The following is a 21,458-nucleotide window of genomic DNA, read 5'->3' on the forward strand; positions in this document are numbered from 1 at the left end:
CTCGCTCACCGAAGGTTTCGATAGTCGATCGTGCCCCTGCCGGTGTCCCACTGCGGCAGGGGCACAATGGGTTCATGACCACCCCTGGAGATTTCGACGCATTGTTGGTGCTCTCGTTCGGCGGACCGGAAAAGCCCGACGACGTTCGTCCGTTTCTAGAGAACGTGACTCGCGGACGCGGTGTGCCGCCCGAGCGTCTGGATTCCGTCGTCGAGCACTACATGCACTTCGGGGGCGTCTCGCCGATCAACCGGCTCAACAGAGACATCATCGATGCGCTTCGCGGCGAATTCGACTCCGCCGGAATCGATCTACCGATCTACTTCGGAAACCGCAACTGGCATCCGATGATCGAGGACACCGTTGCGACGATGACAGCGGACGGGATCCGCAACGCCCTGGTGTTCCCGACGTCCGCATGGGGTGGCTATTCCGGGTGCAGGCAATACCACGAGGACATCGCCCGAGCGCGGGCGTCCGTGGGCGATGGTGCACCGCACCTGACCAAGATCAGGCAGTACTACGACCACCCCCTGATGGTCGACGCCTTCTCCGATGCCGTTGCAGCTGCCCGAGCTTCACTGCCCGAGCAGCACCGCGCCGACGCGCGTCTGGTGTTCACGGCGCACTCCATTCCCTCCGCCGCCGACGCCAATGCCGGACCGCCCGAGGACGGCGGGCATCTCTACAGCCGTCAGGTAGCCGAGGCCTCGAGGCTCGTCGCAGCCGCGTCCGGTGTCGAGGACTACGACCTGGTGTGGCAGTCGCGATCGGGACCGCCCCAGGTTCCGTGGCTGGATCCCGACATCTGTGACCATCTCGAGGCGCTGTCGGCTCGGTCCGTCGACGCGGTGATCGTGTGTCCCATCGGATTCGTGTCCGACCATCTCGAGGTCGTGTGGGATCTGGACACCGAGGCCGAAGAGAAAGCTCGAGAACTCGGGATGGCTTTCGCCCGCGCCGGAACGCCCGGCTCCGACGAGCGTTTCCCCGCAATGATTCGTGAATTGGTCGACGAGTATCGGCTCGGTACCGACTGCCGTCGTGAGCTGGGACGAGTGCCGGGCTACGGTTCGACGCTGGACGGAAATCGTTGCGCCGTCGGATGCTGCGAGCAACCGACGAGGCCCGCTCGGCCGTCCGGGGCCGCGGCCCGATAGTCCCCGGTCGAACGACCGACGGGCATCAAGCGGAATGCATCGCCGCTTCGATGCTCGTTGCGACGGCGATCGTGCGCGCAGTGCGCACCGCGGCCCACAGAGGTCTGAGCAGGTCCTCACGCGCCGCAGCTGCCGATGCAGTAGGGGCTTCAGACGGAGCGAATTCGGCTGCCACGGTCAGAATTGCTGCCACCCTGTCGGCGGATTCGAGCACCCGGAACGCTCGCTCGGACATGTCGGCGGGATAGCGATGCCGCGCGGCGTCGGCGATCAACGACGCGATTCGGGTGCGTGGATCGGATTCGAGGGTTCGGGTGGGGAGCGCCTGCATCTGTGCCAGCGCGTCCGCCGCGCCTCGGACCGCCTCCCGCATCTCGTATTCGGCCTCTCCCAGGCCCTGATCGCGGTACGCGTGCTCGGGGACGGTGCTGGAATACACGGTCCAGCGCAACACATCCGGTCCCTCGATGACGGGGACCACACCGATCCCGGGGCTGCCCGCTGAGCCGACGATCACCGCATGTCCGGTGTTCAGTGCGGCACGCGAGAAGTCGGTGTTCGCGGGTAGTCCGCCGACTGCGCCGGGAGCGGGCAGAACGAGACGTATTCGGTCGTCCCCGATCGATGACCGTGGTTCCGTCCCCGCTGCCACTCTGATCGCCTGAAGCATGCCCGCAATACCCTCTACGTAGCCGGGATGCTGCAGTCCGAAGCTGTCGGCCGCGCCCGCATCGCCCGCGCCCACGAGATGCATCGGTGCCCACTCGGACATGGCGTCGATGACGTCGTCCGGTGAGCTGGCACCGGCCAGCCAGGAGCTGGCCCACAGGGCGAGGCTTGCACTCGAAGAACACACGACTCACGAGCATAGGTCGGCGTGGCGAACCGTGCTCGCGGCGCCGGTGTCGCTAGCGTTGACCGCCGTGAACGACATGTACGGCGGAGACATTCTCAAAGGGCACAGTCGCATGCGGAAGGTCCCGGCACCTGAAGTATCGGCCGAGCGGGGGCTGGTCGTCGAGGACGCCGGAACCGGATACTGCGGTGCGGTGGTCGGATTCGAGCGCACGTACGATGGCGACTTCGTGCGACTCGAGGACAGTGCACGCACGACGCGTCTGTTCGCCCTTCGGGAAGCTGCGTTCCTGCTGGACGGCCGTCGAGTCACTCTGGTCCGCCCGAAGCCCGCCGCCGCGGCACCGCAGCAGACGCGCTCTGCCTCCGGGTCCACCAAAGTCGAGGGACTGCGGGCGCGGACGGCGCGAGCGAGCCGAATCTGGGTCGAGGGTGTGCACGACGCGGCCCTCGTGGAAAGCGTGTGGGGACACGATCTTCGAGTGGAAGGCGTGGTCGTCGAGCATCTCGAGGGCCTGGACAATCTGGGGGAGCGGTTGGCCGATTTCGGTCCTGGGCCCGGGCGTCGTGTCGGCGTTCTGGTCGACCATTTGGTGACCGGCTCCAAGGAGTCGAAGTTGACGACGTCGCTCGGCGAGCACGTGTTGGTCACCGGCCATCCGTTCATCGATGTGTGGGAGGCGGTCAAGCCGGCCGCGGTGGGAATCGCTGCGTGGCCGAAGATCCCGCGAGGTGAGGACTGGAAGACGGGCATCTGTCGAGAGCTCGGATGGGGGAGCCCTCGGGAGGGGTGGCGTCGCGTGTATTCGTCGGTATCGAGCTTCCGGGATCTCGAGGCACCGTTGATCGGAGCTGTCGAACAACTGGTGGACTTCGTCACCGAGTAGGGCTGTGTCCAGCAACGTTTCTTCACTGGGTCATTCCGCAGGCTCCACTCCCACCGGCAATTGTCCGATTCGTGCTTGGATGGAGGCTGTGGCAGCGATCATCTGGCTCATAGCGGCAGTGGTACTCGCCGGTGCCGAGGCACTGACGGGCGACTTCTTTCTTCTGATGATCGCCGGCGGTGCTCTGGGCACGGCCGGCGTGTCGGCTCTCACCGATTTTCCGGTGTGGGCCGATGCAATCGTGTTCGGCGTCCTGTCTCTGGCCCTGGTTCTCGGATTGCGACCGAGTCTGTTGCGGCGCTTCGCAAATCCGCCCGATGTTCCGATGGGCATGGCAGCACTCACCGGCAAGAGTGCGGTAGTCCTCGAACAGGTCACTGCCCACGAAGGCCAGATCAAGCTCGGTGGTGAAGTGTGGACGGCCCGTCCACTCGACGAGACCGAGGTCTATGCCCCAGGCACCACCGTGACCGTGATGGAAATTGACGGCGCTACCGCCGTCGTATGGAAGGGACCGTAGCCACGTGGAAGCACTCATCGCACTGGCTGTCATCGTCGCGTTCGTCGCGGTGTTGATGGCCAAGTCCATTTCGATCGTTCCGCAAGCCGAGGCCGCAGTGATCGAACGGCTGGGCCGATACACGCGGACCGTGTCCGGTCAACTCACGTTCCTCGTACCGTTCGTCGATCGCATCCGTGCCAAGGTCGACCTGCGTGAGCGAGTCGTGTCGTTTCCCCCGCAACCGGTGATCACCAAGGACAATCTGACCGTGTCGATCGACACCGTCGTCTACTTCCAGGTGACCAATCCGCAGTCGGCCGTGTACGAGATCAACAACTACATCGTCGGTGTCGAGCAGTTGACCACCACCACTCTGCGCAACGTCGTCGGCGGAATGACGCTGGAGGAGACTCTGACCTCGCGTGATTCGATCAACGGTCAACTGCGCGTCGTGCTGGACGAAGCCACCGGTCGCTGGGGCCTGCGGGTCGCCAGAGTGGAGCTCAAGAGCATCGATCCACCACCGTCGATCCAGGAGTCGATGGAGAAGCAGATGAAGGCCGATCGTGAGAAGCGAGCGACCATCCTGACGGCCGAAGGGCATCGTGAGTCGGCGATCAAGACTGCCGAAGGCGACAAGCAGAGCCGGATTCTCGCAGCCGAGGGCGGCAAGCAGGCAGCCATCCTCACGGCCGAGGGTGAGCGGCAGTCTCGCATCCTCCGGGCGCAGGGTGACCGTGCTGCGAAGTACCTGGAAGCTCAGGGTCAGGCCAAGGCCATCGAGAAGGTGTTCGGTGCCATCAAGGCAGGCAAGCCCACCCCGGAACTGCTGGCCTACCAGTACATGCAGACGCTGCCGCAGATGGCGCAGGGTGACGCCAACAAGGTGTGGATGATCCCGAGTGATTTCGGCGATGCGCTCAAGGGGTTCGCGAAGACACTCGGTGCTCCAGGCGAGGACGGCGTCTTCCGCTACGAGCCCAACGAGGCAGCGGGTAACGAGCCCAAGCCCGAGGACGACTCGGACGAGGTTGCCGAATGGTTCGAGACCAAGACCGATCCGGCGGTCGCCGAGGCGGTCAAGGCAGCGGAGGCAGTGGCGCGTAAGCCGGTCGACACGTCGCTTGCCGCAGCACCCGAACTGTCCAAGGGGATGGACATCGGCGCTTTGTCTGCATCACCGGAAGCTGAGCCGGAGCAACGCTGACGTCCGTGATCGATCAGCTACCCAGGGCAGTTCCGACTCCGGCAGCGGCCAGTGCCCACAGGACACTGGCGAAGGTGCCGATGATGAACTGTTCGGACGCGTGGGACTCGCGGAGTTCGGGGTAGCGCGCGAGTCCCTTGACCGCCAGAACGATGGCAATGCCTTCGGGCCAACCCGCGAGAATCGACACAGCCACGGCTACGCGTTCGAGGACGCCGATGGTCAACCCCCCACGCAGCGGCTCGACCGGATCTTCTCCGGTCGAGTCGCTGCGTCGTCGGGCGACCCTGAACACGGTCGGCACCGTTGCTGTTCCGCCCAGGGCTGCAGCGCCGACGCTGACGACGATTCCGACGGCATGTCCGAAACCGATGGCCGGACCGGCTGCGGTCGCCAGGACTGCTGCTGCGGCCAGCAAACCGGACGCGGTGGCGGTAGGCAGCCACCGACGGACGCCCGGGCCGGTAGGCACGACAGCGGCGAGTGCAGTCAGTGCCAGTAGTACAACGGTGACGACGATCATGTCCGGTGACCTTCCGGGGTGTTCGCGGCGTCCAGCAACCGTGAGGCCAGAATCCGGCCGGCGTTCTCGACATGCCACCCGGCTACCGAGAGTCGTTGCGACATGGCTTGTTTGCTGATGTTCAGGCGTTCCGCGGCGTCGGTCTGCGACAAGCCGTCGGCCATCAGTGCGACCGCTTCACGCCCGTGGTCCGAGCGCCTGCCGATCAGGAGCGCAACCAGGGTGGAGGCCGTCTCCGCGTCTTCGGCGGCAGTGGGATCGGGACCGCTGACAGCAAGCGCTGCAGGGGCGCTCTTGGCTCTGGTCACCGCGTCTCGAGCTGCCTCGAATGCCGGGCCGCGTCCGGCTCGTGTGGTCTCCGGCAGCGGAAGCTCGACGGAACCGATGCCTATTCCGACGCTCCACTGGGGTGTGGACACCAACTCGAGCGCGATGGAGACGACGGTGGTGGGGTCCTCGCACACGGCTTGGACTTCGTCTCCTGCGGTGCGATCGAACGGACGGAGGAGCCCGTGGTCACGATAGCGATCGAGAAGGTCGGGCACCCGATCGATATCGCGCCTGCTTCGACGTTGATCCACGGTCAGAACGAACATGAGACAAGGTTAGATCGTTGATTTGGCAGAGTCAAGCTTCTAGGCTTGATTCAGTGGAGTCAAGGTTCTTACCATGTCGATCGCGAGTCGCCCCGGACTCTGCTTTCGAGCCACGCGACAGCCGCCAATCCACGACCAGCCCACTCAGTCCGATCGCGATACAGACCGCGGACAGCACCAGCAGCACCGGGTGTGTGTCACCGCCGATGGCACCGCCGATCACGACGATCCCGAGGGTGCCCGGCAACATGCCGACAGCAGTTGCCGCCGCGAAAGGCACGGGACGCACCGCCGACACACCGCAGGCATAGTTCACCAACGAGAACGGCACCGGAGCGATCAAGCGAAGCGAGCCGACGGCCAGCCAGCCTCTCCGGCGGAGGCTGTCGTCGATCGAGTCGAGCACCGAATGCGACATCCGCGCTGCCACGGCCTCACGGCCGATCGCGCGGACGAGCAGCAGGGCAAGCAGGGCACTGACCGTCGACGCGCCGATGGTGACGGCCAGACCGGTCAGTGGACCGAACAGCACTCCGGCACTGAGCGTGAACAGCGTTCTCGGGACCGGCGCGATGGTCACGATCGCGTGCACGGCGAAAAAAGCGAGCGGGAATGCCGGCCCGACGGTCGATCCCCACTGTCGGATCTGTTCGACACTCGGGTGCGGCGCGAACACCGCCACGAGGGCGAGGACGACGATCACCGCCAGCAGCGCGATCAGTCGAAGGTCGCGCAGGTGCCGGGTCACGAGAGGCCAGCGTACCGGCGGGAGGTGACACGTCGACTTCTCGTGACCGCCGGCATACGCGAACCGAACGTGAGGTGATCCTCACGATAACCTGCAAGGAGGTGGGGTTAACATCACTTCAAGTCGGGTGTAGGACCACCCGCCGAACCGAGGGAGCAGCACACGTGTCCATCGCGTCGCACGAAGATGCCGCACACAGTGCTCATGCGGCCTGGCAGCAGGCGGTGGCCGGCGTCTTGGCCAAGTCTCGCCGAGTCGAGGTGGCCGATCTGCCCACCGATCCTGAGCATCTTCTCGATTTCACGACCTACGACGGGATCACGGTCTCCCCGTTGTACACCGCCTTCGACGAACGCCCCGAAGGTCCGTTGCCGGGGCATTTTCCGTACCTACGCGGCCGCGACCCCCATCGCGACGTCAACGCAGGCTGGAAGGTGTGCACTCGACACGGTTCGAGCAACGGCGACGCCGGGGCCGGCGATGTGACCGCCCTGAACACTGCGATTCTCGACTCGCTGTCCAACGGCACCAGCGCCCTCTGGCTGACGGTCGGCAGCCGCGGAGTCGACGCGTCCGCGCTGGCAGACGTTCTGAGTGGGGTGTTCCTCGAACTCGCTCCGCTGACGATCGATGCCGGCGGGGACGCTGCTGCTGCGGCAACCGCCGTGTTCTCGGTACTCGACTCGGCCGACATCGACGATCGCGCCGCAGTGGACGTCCGACTGGGAGTGGCTCCGCTCACCGCTCGGTTGAGCGGCACGGAGTCCATCGAGATGGCCGAGGCACTCGACCTGGCTCGCCGGTCGATCGACCGCGCCGAGACCGTTCGGGCAATCACCGTCGACGGCACGGTCTTTCACAACCTCGGGGCCGGCGACGCGCAGGAGCTCGGTGCGTCGATCGCCGCGGGACTCGAATACGTCCGGTCCATGACGAACGCAGGCGTCGGCGTCTCCGATGCTCTGCGTCAGGTCGAATTCCGGTTCTCCGCCACCGACGACCAGTTCCAGACCATTGCAAAGTTTCGGGCCGCGCGCACACTGTGGGCGCGCGTCGCACAGGTATGCGGAGCCCCCGACGCCGGTGATGCTCCACAGCATGCGGTGACCTCGGAGGCGATGATGTCGCAACGTGATCCGTGGGTGAACATGCTGCGGACCACACTCGCGTCGTTCGGTGCCGGAGTGGGAGGCGCGGACTCGGTGACCGTGCTGCCGTTCGACGCCGCGCTGAGCGGTGGCGCCGCCGGGGTGTCCAAGACGTTCGCTGCGCGCATCGCGAGAAACACTCAGCTGCTCCTACTGGAGGAAGCTCATCTGGGACGGGTTCTGGATCCGGGTGCCGGGTCCTGGTACATCGAAGAACTGACGGCAGCAGTCGCCGCGAAGGCTTGGGAGTTCTTCCAGACCATCGAAGCATCCGGCGGCTTCCAGGCCGCCGTCGACGACGGTTCGCTCGTAGCGGCGATGGAGAAGACCCGTGCGGAGCGCGATTCGGACATCGCCCACCGGCTCACTCCGTTGACCGGCGTCAACGAGTTTCCCAATCTGGCAGAGGCTCCCTTGACTCCGGAACAGACCGCGTCGCAGCAGGGCTCGGCCGCGGTGTACCGGTACGGCCGGGCGTTCGAGGCTCTCCGCGATCGATCGGACGCCTTTCTCGCCGAACACGATTCGCGACCCACTGTGCTGCTGATACCGCTGGGAAGCGTCGCCGAACACAACGTCCGGACGACATTCGCGTCGAACTTGTTGGCCTCGGGCGGAATCGAGGCGGTCAACCCCGGTCCGCTGACCGTGGACGGAATCGCCGCAGCGGTCGAGGCGTCCGGTGCTGCCATATCGGTGGTGTGCGGAACCGACAAGAGATACGCCGACGAGGCCTCGACTGCGGTGGATGCACTGCGCGCAGCAGGCGTTTCACAGATTCTGCTCGCCGGACCCGAAAAAACCTTCACCGGCATCGAGGGCCCGTCTCGTCCCGATGGATTCCTGACCGCCAAGGTCGACGCGGTCGCTGTACTGACCGAACTTCTCGACACCCTGGGAGCCTCGAAGTGAGTACCGACGCGAACCGTATTTCGCACACCATCGGCAGTTTTGCCGACGTACCGCTGGTCGATCCCGATGAGCCGACGCCGTCGCCGCCATCGGCCGAGGACGTGGCCGCACATGTGGAGGAGGGGGCGAAAGCCAACTTCTACACTCCCGAGCAGGTGGTGTGGTCGACGCCCGAGGGTATCGACGTCAAGCCGGTGTTCACCGAGGCAGATCGTGACGCAGCGGAGGCCGAGGGGTATCCACTGCACAGCTACCCGGGTGCACCCCCGTTCCTGCGCGGGCCGTATCCCACGATGTACGTCAACCAGCCCTGGACCATCCGCCAATACGCCGGCTTCTCCACCGCGGCAGAGTCGAACGCCTTCTACCGACGCAACCTCGCTGCCGGCCAGAAGGGCCTGTCGGTGGCGTTCGACCTCGCCACTCACCGCGGCTACGACTCCGATCACCCGCGTGTGCAGGGTGACGTCGGAATGGCAGGTGTGGCAATCGATTCCATCTACGACATGCGGCAGTTGTTCGACGGCATCGATCTGGGCAGCGTCTCGGTGTCGATGACCATGAACGGAGCAGTACTGCCGATCCTGGCGCTGTATGTCGCGGCCGCCGAGGAGCAGGGTGTCGGGCCCGAGAAGCTCGCCGGCACCATCCAGAACGACATTCTCAAAGAGTTCATGGTGCGCAACACCTACATCTATCCGCCGAAGCCGTCGATGCGCATCATCTCGGACATCTTCGCGTACACCAGCGAGAAGATGCCGAAGTACAACTCGATCTCCATCTCCGGCTACCACATCCAAGAGGCCGGTGCGACAGCAGATCTCGAGCTCGCCTACACGCTCGCGGACGGTGTCGAATACATCCGGGCCGGTCTGGATGCGGGCATGGACATCGACACGTTCGCGCCTCGGCTGTCGTTCTTCTGGGCCATCGGAATGAACTTCTTCATGGAGGTCGCCAAGCTCCGCGCCGGCCGACTGCTGTGGGCCGAGCTCGTCCAACAATTCGAGCCCAAGAGTGCCAAATCTCGTTCTCTGCGCACTCATTCACAGACATCGGGTTGGTCGTTGACGGCACAGGATGTGTTCAACAACGTCGCCCGTACCTGTGTGGAGGCAATGGCCGCCACCCAGGGCCACACGCAGTCGCTGCACACCAACGCTCTCGACGAAGCACTGGCGCTGCCGACCGACTTCTCCGCCCGAATCGCCCGCAACACCCAACTTCTCATCGCACAGGAATCCAACACCGTTCGACCGATCGACCCGTGGGGCGGTTCGCACTACGTCGAATGGCTCACCCACCAGCTCGCGGATCGGGCTCGGGCACACATCGCCGAGGTCGAGGAAGCGGGCGGTATGGCTCAGGCCATCGGCGAGGGAATTCCCAAGCTGCGCATCGAGGAGGCAGCCGCTCGCACCCAGGCGCGCATCGACTCCGGCCGCCAGCCGCTGGTGGGCGTCAACAAATACGTCCCCGACGAGCCCGACACCATCGAAGTGCTCAAGGTCGAGAACTCGAAGGTTCGACGCGAGCAGATCGAGAAGCTCGAGCGACTGCGGGCCGAACGGGACACCGCCGAGGTCGAGGCCGCACTGGCGAATCTGACTCGGGCTGCGGCGTCGGATCAGCCGGGAATGGAGAACAATCTTCTCGCCCTCGCTATCGATGCGGCACGAAAGATGGCCACCGTCGGAGAAATTTCCGATGCGCTCGAGAAAGTCTACGGGCGCCATCAGGCGGAAATCCGGACAATCAGTGGTGTGTACCGCGACGAGGCAGGCAAATCCGAGAACATCACCCGCGCCACCGTGCTGGTCGAGCGGTTCGCCGAGGACGAGGGGCGCAGGCCTCGTGTTCTGGTGTGCAAGATGGGCCAGGACGGACACGACCGGGGCCAGAAGGTGATTGCGACCGCGTTTGCCGACATCGGCTTCGACGTCGACGTCGGCCCGCTGTTCCAGACGCCCGAGGAGGTGGCCCGTCAGGCTGCCGACAACGACGTCCATGTCGTCGGCGTGTCGTCACTGGCGGCGGGCCATCTGACGCTCGTGCCCGCGTTGCGCCAGGCCTTGGCCGACGTGGGGCGCGAGGACATCATGATCGTCGTCGGGGGAGTCATCCCGCCCGGTGATTTCGACGAACTCTACGCAGCGGGTGCCGCAGCAATCTTCCCGCCGGGCACCGTCATAGCCGACGCAGCGATCGGCCTGGTGGAGAAGCTGTCCGTCGCGCTCGGACATGCACCCCGCGAGGCCAACGCCTGAATATGGGTTCTCCGAACGACAACACGAGTTCTCCGAACAACAACACGAGTTCTCCGAACAAGGGCCGAGTCATCGACATCGACGCGGTTGCCGAATCGGTCCGGGCGAACGAACGGTCCGGTCTCGCTCGTGCCATCACGCTGGTCGAATCGACTCGATCCGACCATCGCGATCTGGCGCAACAATTGCTCCTTCGGGTGTTGCCCGATGCAGGTGGTTCGCACCGGGTCGGCATCACCGGAGTGCCCGGGGTCGGCAAGTCGACGTTCATCGATGCGCTGGGGATGCGGCTGATCGAGAAGGGGCATCGGGTAGCGGTGCTCGCCGTCGATCCGTCGTCGACGCGTACCGGTGGTTCCATCCTGGGCGACAAGACCAGGATGTCGCGGCTCGCGGTACAGGAGAACGCCTACATCAGGCCGTCTCCGACGTCGGGAACTCTGGGCGGTGTGGCCCGTGCGACGCGCGAGACGATCGTGCTCCTCGAAGCGGCCGGCTTCGATGTCATTCTGGTGGAGACGGTGGGCGTCGGGCAGTCCGAGGTGACGGTCGCGAACATGGTCGACTGCTTCACGTTCCTTACGCTCGCCCGCACCGGAGATCAGTTACAGGGCATCAAGAAGGGCGTTCTCGAACTTGCCGACCTGGTGGCCGTCAACAAGGCGGACGGCAACCACGCGACCGACGCGAAGAACGCAGCCCGGGAGTTGGCGGGCGCATTACGGCTGATCTACCCGCACGACGCAATCTGGAAGCCGCCGGTGTTGACGATGAGCGCCATCGAGGGCACCGGACTCGACGAGTACTGGGACACCGTGCTGCGTCATCAGCAAGTACTCAGTGACGCAGGCGAATTCGCGGAGAAGCGTCGTAAACAGCAGGTCGATTGGACCTGGACGATGGTCAACGACCAATTGCTGCGGCGGCTGGCGCAGAATCCTTCCGTGAAAGCGATTCGCGGCGATGTCGAAGCCCGGGTGCGCGACGGTTCCCTGACCGCCGCGCTGGCAGCCCAGGAACTACTCGACGCGTTCGATTCCTGATCCACGTTCCACTGCAGGGTAGAGCCGGGCGGCAAGAGCCCCGACGCGGTCGATCAAGCGATCGAAGAACGCCTCCGGATCGGTGTGGGTGGCGATCGCGGCGTTCGCGTCCCGGCCCCACATTCCGCGCCAGTCCGCAACTGTCGTTCCGCGAGTAAGGGTTCCGACGAGTTCGACGTCGACGGTTGCGTGTCGGTAGGTAGCGATATCCGCGTCGAGCGCGATGGCGGCCGCGAAAGGATCGTGCATGTGCGCCAGGAACCCTTGATCGTGATCGCGATGAAATTCCATGTAGAACCGCACCGCGTCGGAGAAGTGCCGCACGATCGGATTCGACGCGGTCGATCGAACACCGTGCGCATCGCTCGACGAGATCGCCTCGGTCGGGGAACTTTCGGCCCGTTCGGCAAGCCGCCGCACGTGTTCCGGCGTCATCTCGATGGTTTCGGTGATGTCGAGCGCACAGACGATGGGGCGACGTTCCGCCGGTAGTCCGGAGAAAGCTGCAAACACCTCGGCGGCGGCTTCGGGGTCGACGGCGACGTTCCATTCGCTGGTCGGCGTGGTGTTGCCCTGGTGTTGAAAAGCGCCGCCCATCAACACCAGTCGCTTCAACAGTCGAGGTAGCTCGGGATCCCGGCGAATCGCGAGGGCAAGATTGGTCAGCGGACCGGTGACGAGTCCGGTGATCTCACCCGGACGCGAACGGACCAGCTCGATCCACATCGTGGTGGCATCGCGATGCGACAGCGCCCGAGTCGAGACCGGCAGTTCGGCGTAGCCGATGCCCTGAGGGCCGTGGGTGTCCTCGGTGGTCATCAGGGGCGCCACGAGGGGCACCTGCGCGCCGAGCGCTACCTCGACATGACCGGCACCGCACAGATCGAGCCAAGCCAGGTTGTTCGCGGCAACCTGGTTCACCGGCACGTTCCCGGCGGTGGACGCTATGCCCAGTATCTCGGCCTTCTCGCTGGCCAACAGGTAGAGCAGTGCCAGCGAGTCGTCGATCCCGGTGTCGACGTCGACGATCATCGGTACCGTCATGCGTCCACCCGAGTGGTCGGACGGTGGCGAACCGGGAAGTTGACCGAACGGGCGATGAAGCACTTGGCGGCCGCAGCTGCGTGCAGTTCTTCGGCGCGGGTCACCATCGAGGACTCCGCGACGGTCACGACGGGGACCAGGGTGACCTCGACGAACTGCCCGGAGCCGTCGGATTGCTCGGTCATGATGCCGGTGGGGGAGTCGACGTAGTCGGTGACGGTCACCCCCGATGCAGCGGCCAGTCCGAGATACCAGAGCATGTGGCAACTCGACAGCGAGGCCACCAGGAGCTCCTCGGGATTCCACAGTTCCGGGTTGCCGCGAAAATGCGGATCGGAGCTGGCCCCGATCTCGGCCTTACCCGGGGCCGAGACCACGTGATCGCGGTCGTACCCTGCGGCATCCGCTGTCCCGTCTCCGCGGTTGCCTGTCCAGCTCACCGTCAGGGCGTAGTTGTGCGATGGCATGTGTTCATCGTGCCAGGCCTCGCTGCTCCGGCTGGTATCAGCGCGGTAGCCAACCGGCGTCGTCGCTACCCCAGACATGGGCGGGGTACGCGAAGTCGGAGTAATCGTCGAACACCGGTCTCGCGGCCCTCACCGAGCCGTGTGTGACCACGCACTCGGGCGGCGGTGGTGCGGCGGGGCCATGTTCGGGGTCTCGCCCGGGAAGATCGGTCAACCACGCCGCCGTTCTGGCAAGCGCTACTTCGACCGGTGCCGCAGTGCCCGACCCCGCTGCTCGGTCCGCCAGCTCCGAGACGATCCCGGCAGCCAACAGATATCCGCTCGCATGGTCGAGGGCCTGAGCCGGAAGTCGACCCGGCACACCGTCTCGGCCTTCCAGCATCGAGATCCCGGAGGCGGCTTGAACGAGGCTGTCGAACCCGCGCCGCTGCGACCACGGCCCATCGATACCCCACGCGCTGATGCGTCCGTGAACCAGGTCCGTCCGGTGTTCGATGCCGTAGCGTTCGAGGCCGAAGCGGTCCAGTGCCCCCGGCCGGTACCCGGTGACGAGCACGTCGGCCGAATCGAGCAGCCTCAGCAGCCGATCGAGACCCTCCGCCGTATCCAGGTCCGCCAGAGCCGACCGCTTTCCCTGACCGTTCTCGAGATGCTGCCACGGCAGTTCCGGATACCGGGGCGAATCGACGCGGAGCACATCGGCACCGAGAAGCGCGAGAGCGCGCGTCGCGACGGGACCTGCAATCACGCGCGTGAGATCGAGGACCCGGACACCTGCCAGCGGAAATCTGGGTACTCGTGGGCGGAACGACGGAATCGGTACTCGGACAACCGCATCGAGCGTTCCTCGCGCGATGACCGGGGCCGAGCGTGCCGCAGTGCCCGCGGGATGGGCGGACCATCGATCCTCCGCGCGGACCTGCACGGCAAGCGCACCCGACGCCGCGCACAGTTCCTCGAGCTCCAGCCCGGACATGGCACGGAGTCGGTCGCCGAACACATCGACGTCGATCGACTCCGCAGAGCCGGCACCGCCGAGGCCCACCACGTGGAGCAATGCTCTTCGGTGATGCGGGTAGTTGGCGTGGGTTCGCACCCATCCATCGGACACGGGAAAAAATCCGGACAGCTCGGCGAAGGCCTGTATCGGCTTGCCGTCGATCCGCAGCACCGTATCGCCCATGAACGACGCGGCGATCTGGGCCATGGATGCTGTCGGCGTTGCGGTGTCGGCTTCCGTCGACACCAGTCCCAGCGCGCCCTGAATCGGGTCACGGCCGCAGCAAGCGCACCCACCGACTCGGCAGCGAGCGTGGCGACGGGAAGCGTCGACGCAAGAAAACCGGCCGTGCCCGGCGATTGCGGCACCGGACTCAGTTCGGCTTGGCCCAGATCTCCATACCGGCCGCGTTCAGACGGTCCACGAGAACGTCCCCCATCGCCGTCGCGGGAGTGAGGACACCACTGGCCTTCGGAAGTGCGTCTCCGCCGAGGACCAGCGCAAGCGCAGACTCGGCGAGCATGACTGCCGTGGCCTTGTAGCCGGGGTCGCCCGAGGCCTTGACTCGGGCGCGGTAGCGAGCACCGGAGGTAGTAAGGGTGTACAGGTCGACGGTGAAATGGCCTTTCTCGCGAGCCTTCTCGCTGGGACCGGTGCCGGGCTTGGGCAAGATGCGGTCGAGGACCTTGCCCGGCAACACCGTCATAGCGGACACTCCGACCAACAGCCCTGCCGAGACCGCTCCGGCGAGGACCGGGCTGACGAACGACGAGCCGACGCTCATCACTTCGCTGTACCGGAACTGCTTGCCGTAGGCCCAGTCACGAAGCGCATTGCTACGTCGGACGACTCGCGTGTTGTACGACGCCATCACGAACGGTGCTTTCCACCCCCGCAGGCTCGGGTCGATCTTCTTACCGTCGATCAGGACGGCGTCGAGTTGACGTCCGAGCTGCGGTTCGAGGCTCCTGTCGGGGCTCAAAGAGTAGGGTCGAGCGGCGACGCGCCGGGCCCGCTTGTCCTTCTTCATGGCCTCGATCTGCCCACGCAGCGAGTCGACGGTGCCGCCGCTGACTCCACCGGACATCGAGGTGACCACCAGCGTCGTATCGGTGAGTTCGCCCGCGTTGTCGGCTGTAACGGCCTCGTAGAGAGCGTGCACGCCGATGTCCGACGGGACCGAATCGAATCCACACGAGTGCACGATGCGTGCTCCGGTGCGCTGGGCGATCTCGTGATTGGTGTCGATGCTCTCGCGGGCGAACAGGACCTCGCCGGTGAGGTCGACGTAGTCCGTGCCTGCCTCGGCGCACGCTGTTGCCAACTTCAGGCCGTACTTGGCGTACGGACCGACCGTGGTGATGACGACTCGGGTCGACCGAGCCATGGCCTCGAGTGCGGCGACGTCGGTGGCGTCTGCCTCGAGAACGGCCCAGTGCTGAGCCCTCGAGCCCAGTTCCTTCCGTGCAGCCTCCACCCGCCCCGTCGAGCGCCCCGCCAGGGCGATTCGGGTGTCGGCAGGCGCGTGTTCGGCGAGGTACTTCGCCGTCAATTTCCCGACGAAGCCGGTGACTCCGTAGACGACGATGTCGTAAGTGCGATCGGGGCCGATGGTCGAGTCCGAAGCAGGCGAATTCATATCAGCGACCCTAACGCGGTTGTGGCACCGAGTCGAAGCGCCGTCAGTCGGTCCAGGTGTGAACCGGTTCTCCCGAGTTCATCAGCGCAAGGTAGTCGCTCAGCATTCCGGCGAGAGCACGGTCGCGCTTGTCGCCCGCGCGTTCCCGCGCGACAACCGAGTTTCGCTGCCAGACCGATCCGGACTGTTTCGCCAGGCAACGGGCCTCGATGACGCCGAGGTACCGGTCGCGCACGGCCGCGTCGACGCCGTAGGCGGCCAATCCGGCATCGGCCATCGGCAGCAGTCGACGCAACACCAGTTCTTGGGGACTCACCCACCCGACCTCGGGCCAGTACAACATCGAGTCGAAGCCACCGCGGGCGGCGGAGTGCACGTTCTCCTCCGCGGCGTCGAACGACATCTGTGACCAGAGCGGCCGGCCTGCGTCCGCCAGCGCCCGTACCGTGCCGTAGTAGAACGCGGCATCGGCGAGAGTATCGACCACCGACGGCCCGGCCGGCAGTACGCGGTTCTCGAGCCGAATGTGGTGACCGTCGCCCGACCGGTCGTAGATGGGCCGGTTCCACCGGTAGACGGTTCCGTTGTGCATTCGCAGCTCGGCCAGCGAGGGGGTCTTACCCTCGGCCAGAGCAGCCTTGGGGTTCTCGTCGCTGCACACGGGCAGTAGAGCCGGGAAGTAGCGGGAATTCTCCTCGAACAGATCGAAGATCGACGTGATCCATCGTTCGCCGAACCACACCCGCGGACGAACGCCTTGATTCTTGAGTTCCTGTGGACGGGTATCGGTGGCCTGCTCGAACAGCGGGATGCGAGTTTCGTGCCACAGGGCACGCCCGGCGAAGAACGGCGAGTTGGCGGCGAGTGCTACCTGCACTCCTGAGAGTGCTTGCGCCGCATTCCAATACGACGCGAACTCATCCGGCGCGACCTGAAGGTGCAACTGCACCGAGGTGCACGCAGCCTCGGGGAGAATGGTGTCGGTGACGATGTCCAGGTCCTCGGTGCCAGCGGCACCGGGCAGACGTACCCCGCCGATCGTCAGTTCGATGTCCTCGCCTCGAGCGGCGAATATCTGCTGATTGAGCAGGTCGTAGCGAGGATTGGCCGACAGCCACCGGTGCTCGAAGTGTCCTTCGTCCAGAGTGGGCAGCATGCCGATCATGGCAAGACGGCTGCCCGAGGTACGCGCTCGTTCGTCCGCTGCGTTCAGCGAGCGCCGCAGGTCGGTTTCCAATTCGGCGATGGAGGCACCACGCAAGGGCCGAGGATCGACATTGATCTCGATGTTGAACTGACCGAGTTCGGTTTGGTAGTCGGGATCTGCGATCGCGTCGAGCACGGCAGCGTTGGCCATCGACGGTGCCATGTCGTCGTCGACGAGATTGAGTTCGATCTCCATGCCGATCTGCGGTTCGCCGACGTGGAAGGTCTCGTCGGCCAGCATGATCGCCAACGCGTCGAGGCAATCCTGCACTTTCTGTCGAAACTCGTGCCGATCCTGCCTGGTGAACTTGCGACGCTCGACGTCCTCGCCCATGGTGACCGCCTATCGGTACGTCGGAAGGGCTGCCCGCTACGGCGAAACAGCTTCGGCTTTCGAGTATCGCAGCCTGCGATCGCCGAGGGGGACGCACACGAGAATCACCAGGGGGAGGGCTGGTAGTCCTTGAGGAAGAAGCCGTACAGGTCGGTTCCGAGCTCGCCCTGCACGATCGGGTCGTACACCCGGGCCGCACCGTCCACCAGGTCGAGCGGAGCGTGGAACCCCTCGTCGGCGAGCCGCATCTTGGTGGGGTGCGGCCTTTCGTCGGTGATCCAGCCGGTGTCGACAGCGGTCATCAGAATTCCGCTTTCGAGCATCTCCTTCGCACTGGTTCGCGTCAGCATGTTCAGGGCGGCCTTGGCCATGTTGGTGTGGGGATGGCCCGGTCCCTTGTATGCGCGGCCGAACTGGCCCTCCATCGCCGAGACGTTGACGACGTACTTGCGGCGCGCGTCCGAGGCCTCCATCGCCGTGCGCAAACGCGAGACCAGAATGAAGGGGGCCACGGAGTTGCAGAGCTGTACCTCGAGCAGCTCGACCGGATCGACTTGCTCGACGGTATGGATCCAGCTGTTGGTCTCGGCAAGATCAGGAACCAGACCACCGGCGTCGATGGCCAGACCGGCCCCGATTCGGTCGGCTGTCACCGAGCCCGCAACCATTGCGAGGGAGGCCACATCGTCTGCGCTCAGGCTTGCTGCCGGCTGCCCGCCCGGGGCTGTGGCGGGTAGGGAACTCGCCAATGACGCGGGGTGCGCGTCGCTGGTCCTGCCGAACGTGATGCGTTCCGGTCCTGTCCCGTCTGCCAGTGCCGCGGGTAGCGGTTCGGCTTCGGCGTCGGCCAGCGCGCTGTACGAGCCGGGAGAGCGCTTCACCGTCTGCGCAGCGTTGTTGATCAGGATGTCGAGGGGTCCCTCGGCCGCGACCGAATCGGCAAGGGCAACAACCTGTGCCGGGTCTCTCAGGTCGATGCCGACGACACGAAGGCGATGCAACCACTGGTCACTGTCGTCCATGGCGGCGAATCGCCGCACCGCGTCGTTGGGGAAGCGGGTGGTGATCGTCGTGTGAGCACCGTCCCGCAGCAATCGAAGAGCGATGTACATCCCGATCTTCGCCCGCCCACCGGTCAGCAGTGCGCGTCGACCCGACAGGTCGGTTCGAGCATTGCGCTTTCCGCGGTTCAGTGCCGCGCATTCCGGGCAGAGCTGATGATAGAACGAGTCCACCTCGGTGTAGCGCTGCTTGCAGATGTAACAGGGGCGAGCTCTGATCAGCGTGCCTGCACGCTCGCCTTCGGCCCGAGAGCTCAGAGAGAGGCCTGCAGTCTCGTCGTCGATTCGATCCGGCGACCCGGTTGCGGTCGCGGCGACGACAGCGCGGTCGGCAGCGTTGACGGCTTTGCGCGCGGCGACGCGTCGAGCACGCTTGAGGTCTTTGAACATAGCACCGGATGCACGTTGGACTGCGATCGAATCAGGATGATTCTTGTCCAGTTCGGCGGCCTGCTGCAGTACCCGCAGGCACGTGTCGAGGTCGGTGGGGTCGATCGAGTCCATCATCAGTCTCCTAGCATCGGCCCGGTCGAGCCGTCGATATGAGAACAACGAAAAAGACCCCGATTCCGAAGAATCAGGGTCAGTTTCGTCTGTCTCAACTCAGATCTTTGAAAACCTTTGTCTGCCTGCACTGTTCAGACGGTGTCCGAGGGGGGACTTGAACCCCCACGTCCGTTAATAGGACACTAGCACCTCAAGCTAGCGCGTCTGCCATTCCGCCACTCGGACCTGCGCGACTACCGTCGCATGTTTTCACCTTGCATTCACAGCCGGCCGCTGCGCGCTGCGTAAGATTATCCGACGGGTTCCCGATAACCCAAATCCCCACGTCAGTTCATGCCTGAAGGCATTGAAGTGTGATGCCCGCGGCCGACTCTGGTGGTAGGAACAACGGTGTGCCCAACGAAGTGAGCAACCCCGGACGTAGCACCCCTGACAACCCCACCGTCGCCCTCGACGAAGTCGTGGATCTGGTCAGTTCCCTCATTCGATTCGACACGTCGAACACAGGAGAACTCGAAACCACGGTCGGCGAGAAGGAATGCGCGGAGTGGGTGGCGAGCAAACTCGAGGAGGTGGGGTACGAGACCGAGTACGTCGAATCCGGTGCTCCCGGCCGTGGCAACGTGTTCGCGTGGTTGCGTGGAGCGGACTCAGCGCGTGGCACCCTGCTGGTCCACGGCCACCTCGACGTCGTGCCGGCCGAGCCTGCCGACTGGAGTGTGCATCCGTTCTCCGGTGCCGTCGAGGACGGGTACGTGTGGGGTCGTGGTGCGGTCGACATGAAGGACATGGTCGGAATGGCCCTTGCGCTGGCCAGACAGTTCAAGTCCAACGGAACCGTCCCACCCCGCGACATCCTGTTCGCATTCCTCGCCGACGAGGAGGCAGGCGGAAAATACGGATCGCACTGGCTGGTCGACAATCGGCCGGATCTGTTCGAAGGCGTCACCGAGGCTGTCGGCGAGGTCGGCGGATTCTCGCTGACCGTCGCACGCCCGGACGGCACCGAGAAGCGGCTCTACATGGTCGAGACGGCGGAGAAGAGCCTTGCCTGGATGCGGCTCACCGCGAAGGCTCGCGCCGGGCACGGATCGTTTCTGCACGAAGACAACGCGGTGACGTACCTTGCCGAGGCCGTCGCCAAACTCGGCAATCACACGTTTCCGTTGGTTCTCACCGAATCGGTATCGCAATTTCTGCACGCGGTCTCCGAAGAGTCGGGTCTCGACTTCGACCCCACCTCGCCGGATATCGACGGCACCCTGCTCAAACTCGGCAGCATCGCTCGGATAGTCGGAGCGACCCTGCGTGACACCGCGAACCCCACGATGCTCTCGGCGGGATACAAGGCCAACGTGATTCCGCAGACCGCGACGGCAGTGGTGGACTGCCGGGTGTTGCCCGGTCGGCAGGCGGCCTTCGAGAAGGAGGTCGACGAACTGATTGGCCCGAACGTCGAGCGGGAATGGATCACGAAGCTGGAGCCCTACGAGACCACGTTCGACGGCGATCTCGTCGATGCGATGAACGAGGCCGTCCTCGCGCACGATCCGAACGGTCGAACGGTTCCCTACATGTTGTCCGGCGGCACCGATGCGAAAGCGTTCGCGCGCATCGGGATTCGCTGTTTCGGCTTCGCTCCGTTGAAGTTGCCGCCGGAACTCGATTTCGCGGCGTTGTTTCACGGGATCGACGAACGAGTACCCGTGGAGTCGTTGGAGTTCGGTACACAGGTACTCGAACACTTCTTGATGCACAGCTGACACGAAAGGAATCATCGTGGCGTACAATCCATACGACTCGCTTCCGGATCTACCGTCCTTCGAGTTGACGTCCGAGGACGTCGAGGATGGCCAGACGTTGGCCGCTCAGCAGGTCAGCGGAATCATGGGAGCCGGTGGGCACGACAACTCCCCGCAGCTGTCCTGGTCCGGCTTCCCCGAGGGCACGAAAAGCTTCGCCGTCACCGTCTACGACCCCGACGCGCCGACGGCATCCGGCTTCTGGCACTGGGCAGTGGCCAACATCCCCGCCGAAACCACGTCACTCGTATCGGGTGCCGGCGACGACGGCGGAACCGGAGTTCCCAGCAAGGCGGTGACGCTGAAGAACGACGCCGGTCTGTTTCGCTACATCGGCGCTGCCCCGCCCGCAGGTCACGGGCCGCACCGGTACTTCATGGCTGTGCACGCGGTGGATGTCGAGCGACTCGAAGTGGACGAGACGGCCACCCCGGCCTACCTCGGCTTCAATCTGTTCTCGCACGCCATCGGTCGCGCGATGATCACCGGGATCTACGAAGCCTGAGCCATCCCCCTTGTGCGCGTTTTGCGTACCTGGAGCTACGCAAAA

Annotated in this window: 19 protein-coding genes and 1 tRNA gene; 9 read left to right on the plus strand and 11 right to left on the minus strand. The window is 64.9% G+C overall.

Translation table 11 applies throughout. The annotated features are described in order from the left end of the window. The first annotated feature begins 74 nt into the window (after positions 1–74). A complete protein-coding gene (locus tag ACIGGF_RS04930; protein ID WP_397520261.1) occupies positions 75–1,160 on the plus strand; it encodes a ferrochelatase in 1,086 nt (361 codons plus the stop codon). A 25-nt stretch (positions 1,161–1,185) separates the two neighbouring features. Here the strand turns inward: ACIGGF_RS04930 and ACIGGF_RS04935 are convergent, their stop codons facing one another. Next, positions 1,186–2,016 carry a hypothetical protein gene (locus tag ACIGGF_RS04935; protein WP_397520262.1) on the minus strand — a complete coding sequence of 277 codons (831 nt, stop codon included), beginning with the start codon at positions 2,014–2,016 and terminating at the stop codon, positions 1,186–1,188. Positions 2,017–2,092: 76 nt separating this feature from the next. On the opposite strand from ACIGGF_RS04935, the gene ACIGGF_RS04940 reads away from it, so the two are divergent. The 3 genes from ACIGGF_RS04940 (at position 2,093) to ACIGGF_RS04950 (ending at position 4,611) form a co-directional block, all read left to right on the plus strand. Then, positions 2,093–2,902 carry a DUF3097 domain-containing protein gene (locus tag ACIGGF_RS04940; protein ID WP_397520444.1) on the plus strand — a complete coding sequence of 270 codons (810 nt, stop codon included), beginning with the start codon at positions 2,093–2,095 and terminating at the stop codon, positions 2,900–2,902. A gap of 88 nt (positions 2,903–2,990) precedes the next feature. Then, the gene (locus ACIGGF_RS04945) at positions 2,991–3,422 is read left to right on the plus strand and encodes an NfeD family protein (RefSeq protein ID WP_397520263.1); all 432 of its coding nucleotides are present in this window, start codon (positions 2,991–2,993) and stop codon (positions 3,420–3,422) included. 4 nt (positions 3,423–3,426) lie between these two features. Continuing rightward, entirely contained in the window at positions 3,427–4,611 is a 1,185-nt protein-coding gene (locus tag ACIGGF_RS04950) for an SPFH domain-containing protein (RefSeq protein ID WP_397520264.1), read from the plus strand. A 13-nt stretch (positions 4,612–4,624) separates the two neighbouring features. Here the strand turns inward: ACIGGF_RS04950 and ACIGGF_RS04955 are convergent, their stop codons facing one another. The 3 genes from ACIGGF_RS04955 to ACIGGF_RS04965 are packed head-to-tail and all read right to left on the minus strand — an operon-like array spanning position 4,625 to position 6,478. Beyond that, positions 4,625–5,134, minus strand: a complete 510-nt coding sequence (locus tag ACIGGF_RS04955; protein ID WP_397520265.1) for a hypothetical protein — start codon at positions 5,132–5,134, stop codon at positions 4,625–4,627. Next, the gene (locus ACIGGF_RS04960) at positions 5,131–5,730 is read right to left on the minus strand and encodes a hypothetical protein (protein WP_397520266.1); all 600 of its coding nucleotides are present in this window, start codon (positions 5,728–5,730) and stop codon (positions 5,131–5,133) included. The genes ACIGGF_RS04955 and ACIGGF_RS04960 overlap by 4 nt, the downstream gene beginning before the upstream one ends. A 31-nt stretch (positions 5,731–5,761) precedes the next feature. Continuing rightward, the gene (locus ACIGGF_RS04965) at positions 5,762–6,478 is read right to left on the minus strand and encodes a TVP38/TMEM64 family protein (RefSeq protein WP_397520267.1); all 717 of its coding nucleotides are present in this window, start codon (positions 6,476–6,478) and stop codon (positions 5,762–5,764) included. Positions 6,479–6,642: 164 nt separating this feature from the next. Here ACIGGF_RS04965 and mutA point away from each other — a divergent pair, with 164 nt between their 5' ends. Genes mutA through meaB form a run of 3 tightly spaced genes read left to right on the plus strand, consistent with a single transcriptional unit; the run spans position 6,643 to position 11,848 of the window. After that, positions 6,643–8,538: a methylmalonyl-CoA mutase small subunit gene (gene mutA / locus ACIGGF_RS04970; RefSeq protein WP_397520268.1), complete on the plus strand. Its 1,896-nt coding sequence runs from the start codon at positions 6,643–6,645 to the stop codon at positions 8,536–8,538. Beyond that, complete coding sequence (gene scpA / locus ACIGGF_RS04975; RefSeq protein ID WP_397520269.1) at positions 8,535–10,805, plus strand: methylmalonyl-CoA mutase; 2,271 nt, start codon at positions 8,535–8,537, stop codon at positions 10,803–10,805. Before mutA ends, scpA begins: the two co-directional genes overlap by 4 nt. Before the next feature lie 2 nt (positions 10,806–10,807). After that, positions 10,808–11,848: a methylmalonyl Co-A mutase-associated GTPase MeaB gene (gene meaB, locus ACIGGF_RS04980; protein ID WP_397520270.1), complete on the plus strand. Its 1,041-nt coding sequence runs from the start codon at positions 10,808–10,810 to the stop codon at positions 11,846–11,848. On the opposite strand, the gene ACIGGF_RS04985 is transcribed toward meaB, so the two are convergent. The 7 genes from ACIGGF_RS04985 to ACIGGF_RS05015 all read right to left on the minus strand — a co-directional run bounded on the left by ACIGGF_RS04985 (position 11,825) and on the right by ACIGGF_RS05015 (position 19,331). Further along, a complete protein-coding gene (locus ACIGGF_RS04985; RefSeq protein WP_397520271.1) occupies positions 11,825–12,892 on the minus strand; it encodes a nucleoside hydrolase in 1,068 nt (355 codons plus the stop codon). The genes meaB and ACIGGF_RS04985 overlap by 24 nt on opposite strands. Continuing rightward, the gene (locus ACIGGF_RS04990) at positions 12,889–13,359 is read right to left on the minus strand and encodes an OsmC family protein (protein ID WP_397520272.1); all 471 of its coding nucleotides are present in this window, start codon (positions 13,357–13,359) and stop codon (positions 12,889–12,891) included. Before ACIGGF_RS04990 ends, ACIGGF_RS04985 begins: the two co-directional genes overlap by 4 nt. A gap of 37 nt (positions 13,360–13,396) precedes the next feature. Beyond that, positions 13,397–14,605 carry a CoA transferase gene (locus tag ACIGGF_RS04995; protein WP_397520273.1) on the minus strand — a complete coding sequence of 403 codons (1,209 nt, stop codon included), beginning with the start codon at positions 14,603–14,605 and terminating at the stop codon, positions 13,397–13,399. Between the two features lie 127 nt (positions 14,606–14,732). Further along, on the minus strand, positions 14,733–15,998 hold the full coding sequence (locus ACIGGF_RS05000; protein ID WP_397520274.1) for a saccharopine dehydrogenase family protein: 1,266 nt from the start codon (positions 15,996–15,998) through the stop codon (positions 14,733–14,735). Positions 15,999–16,041: 43 nt separating this feature from the next. Further along, on the minus strand, positions 16,042–17,538 hold the full coding sequence (locus ACIGGF_RS05005; protein ID WP_397520275.1) for a glutamate-cysteine ligase family protein: 1,497 nt from the start codon (positions 17,536–17,538) through the stop codon (positions 16,042–16,044). 104 nt (positions 17,539–17,642) lie between these two features. Next, positions 17,643–19,103, minus strand: a complete 1,461-nt coding sequence (locus ACIGGF_RS05010) for an SDR family NAD(P)-dependent oxidoreductase (RefSeq protein WP_397520445.1) — start codon at positions 19,101–19,103, stop codon at positions 17,643–17,645. Positions 19,104–19,245: 142 nt separating this feature from the next. Further along, positions 19,246–19,331, minus strand: a tRNA-Leu gene (locus tag ACIGGF_RS05015). 167 nt (positions 19,332–19,498) lie between these two features. Here ACIGGF_RS05015 and ACIGGF_RS05020 point away from each other — a divergent pair. Both ACIGGF_RS05020 and ACIGGF_RS05025 read left to right on the plus strand, forming a co-directional pair. Next, positions 19,499–20,869, plus strand: coding sequence for a M20/M25/M40 family metallo-hydrolase (locus tag ACIGGF_RS05020; protein ID WP_397520276.1), 1,371 nt, complete (start codon positions 19,499–19,501; stop codon positions 20,867–20,869). 16 nt (positions 20,870–20,885) lie between these two features. Further along, positions 20,886–21,413, plus strand: a complete 528-nt coding sequence (locus ACIGGF_RS05025) for a YbhB/YbcL family Raf kinase inhibitor-like protein (RefSeq protein ID WP_397520277.1) — start codon at positions 20,886–20,888, stop codon at positions 21,411–21,413. Positions 21,414–21,458: the final 45 nt, after the last annotated feature.

Origin of the sequence: Rhodococcus sp. NPDC078407 (assembly GCF_044542515.1) — a bacterium.
Taxonomy (GTDB): domain Bacteria; phylum Actinomycetota; class Actinomycetes; order Mycobacteriales; family Mycobacteriaceae; genus Rhodococcoides.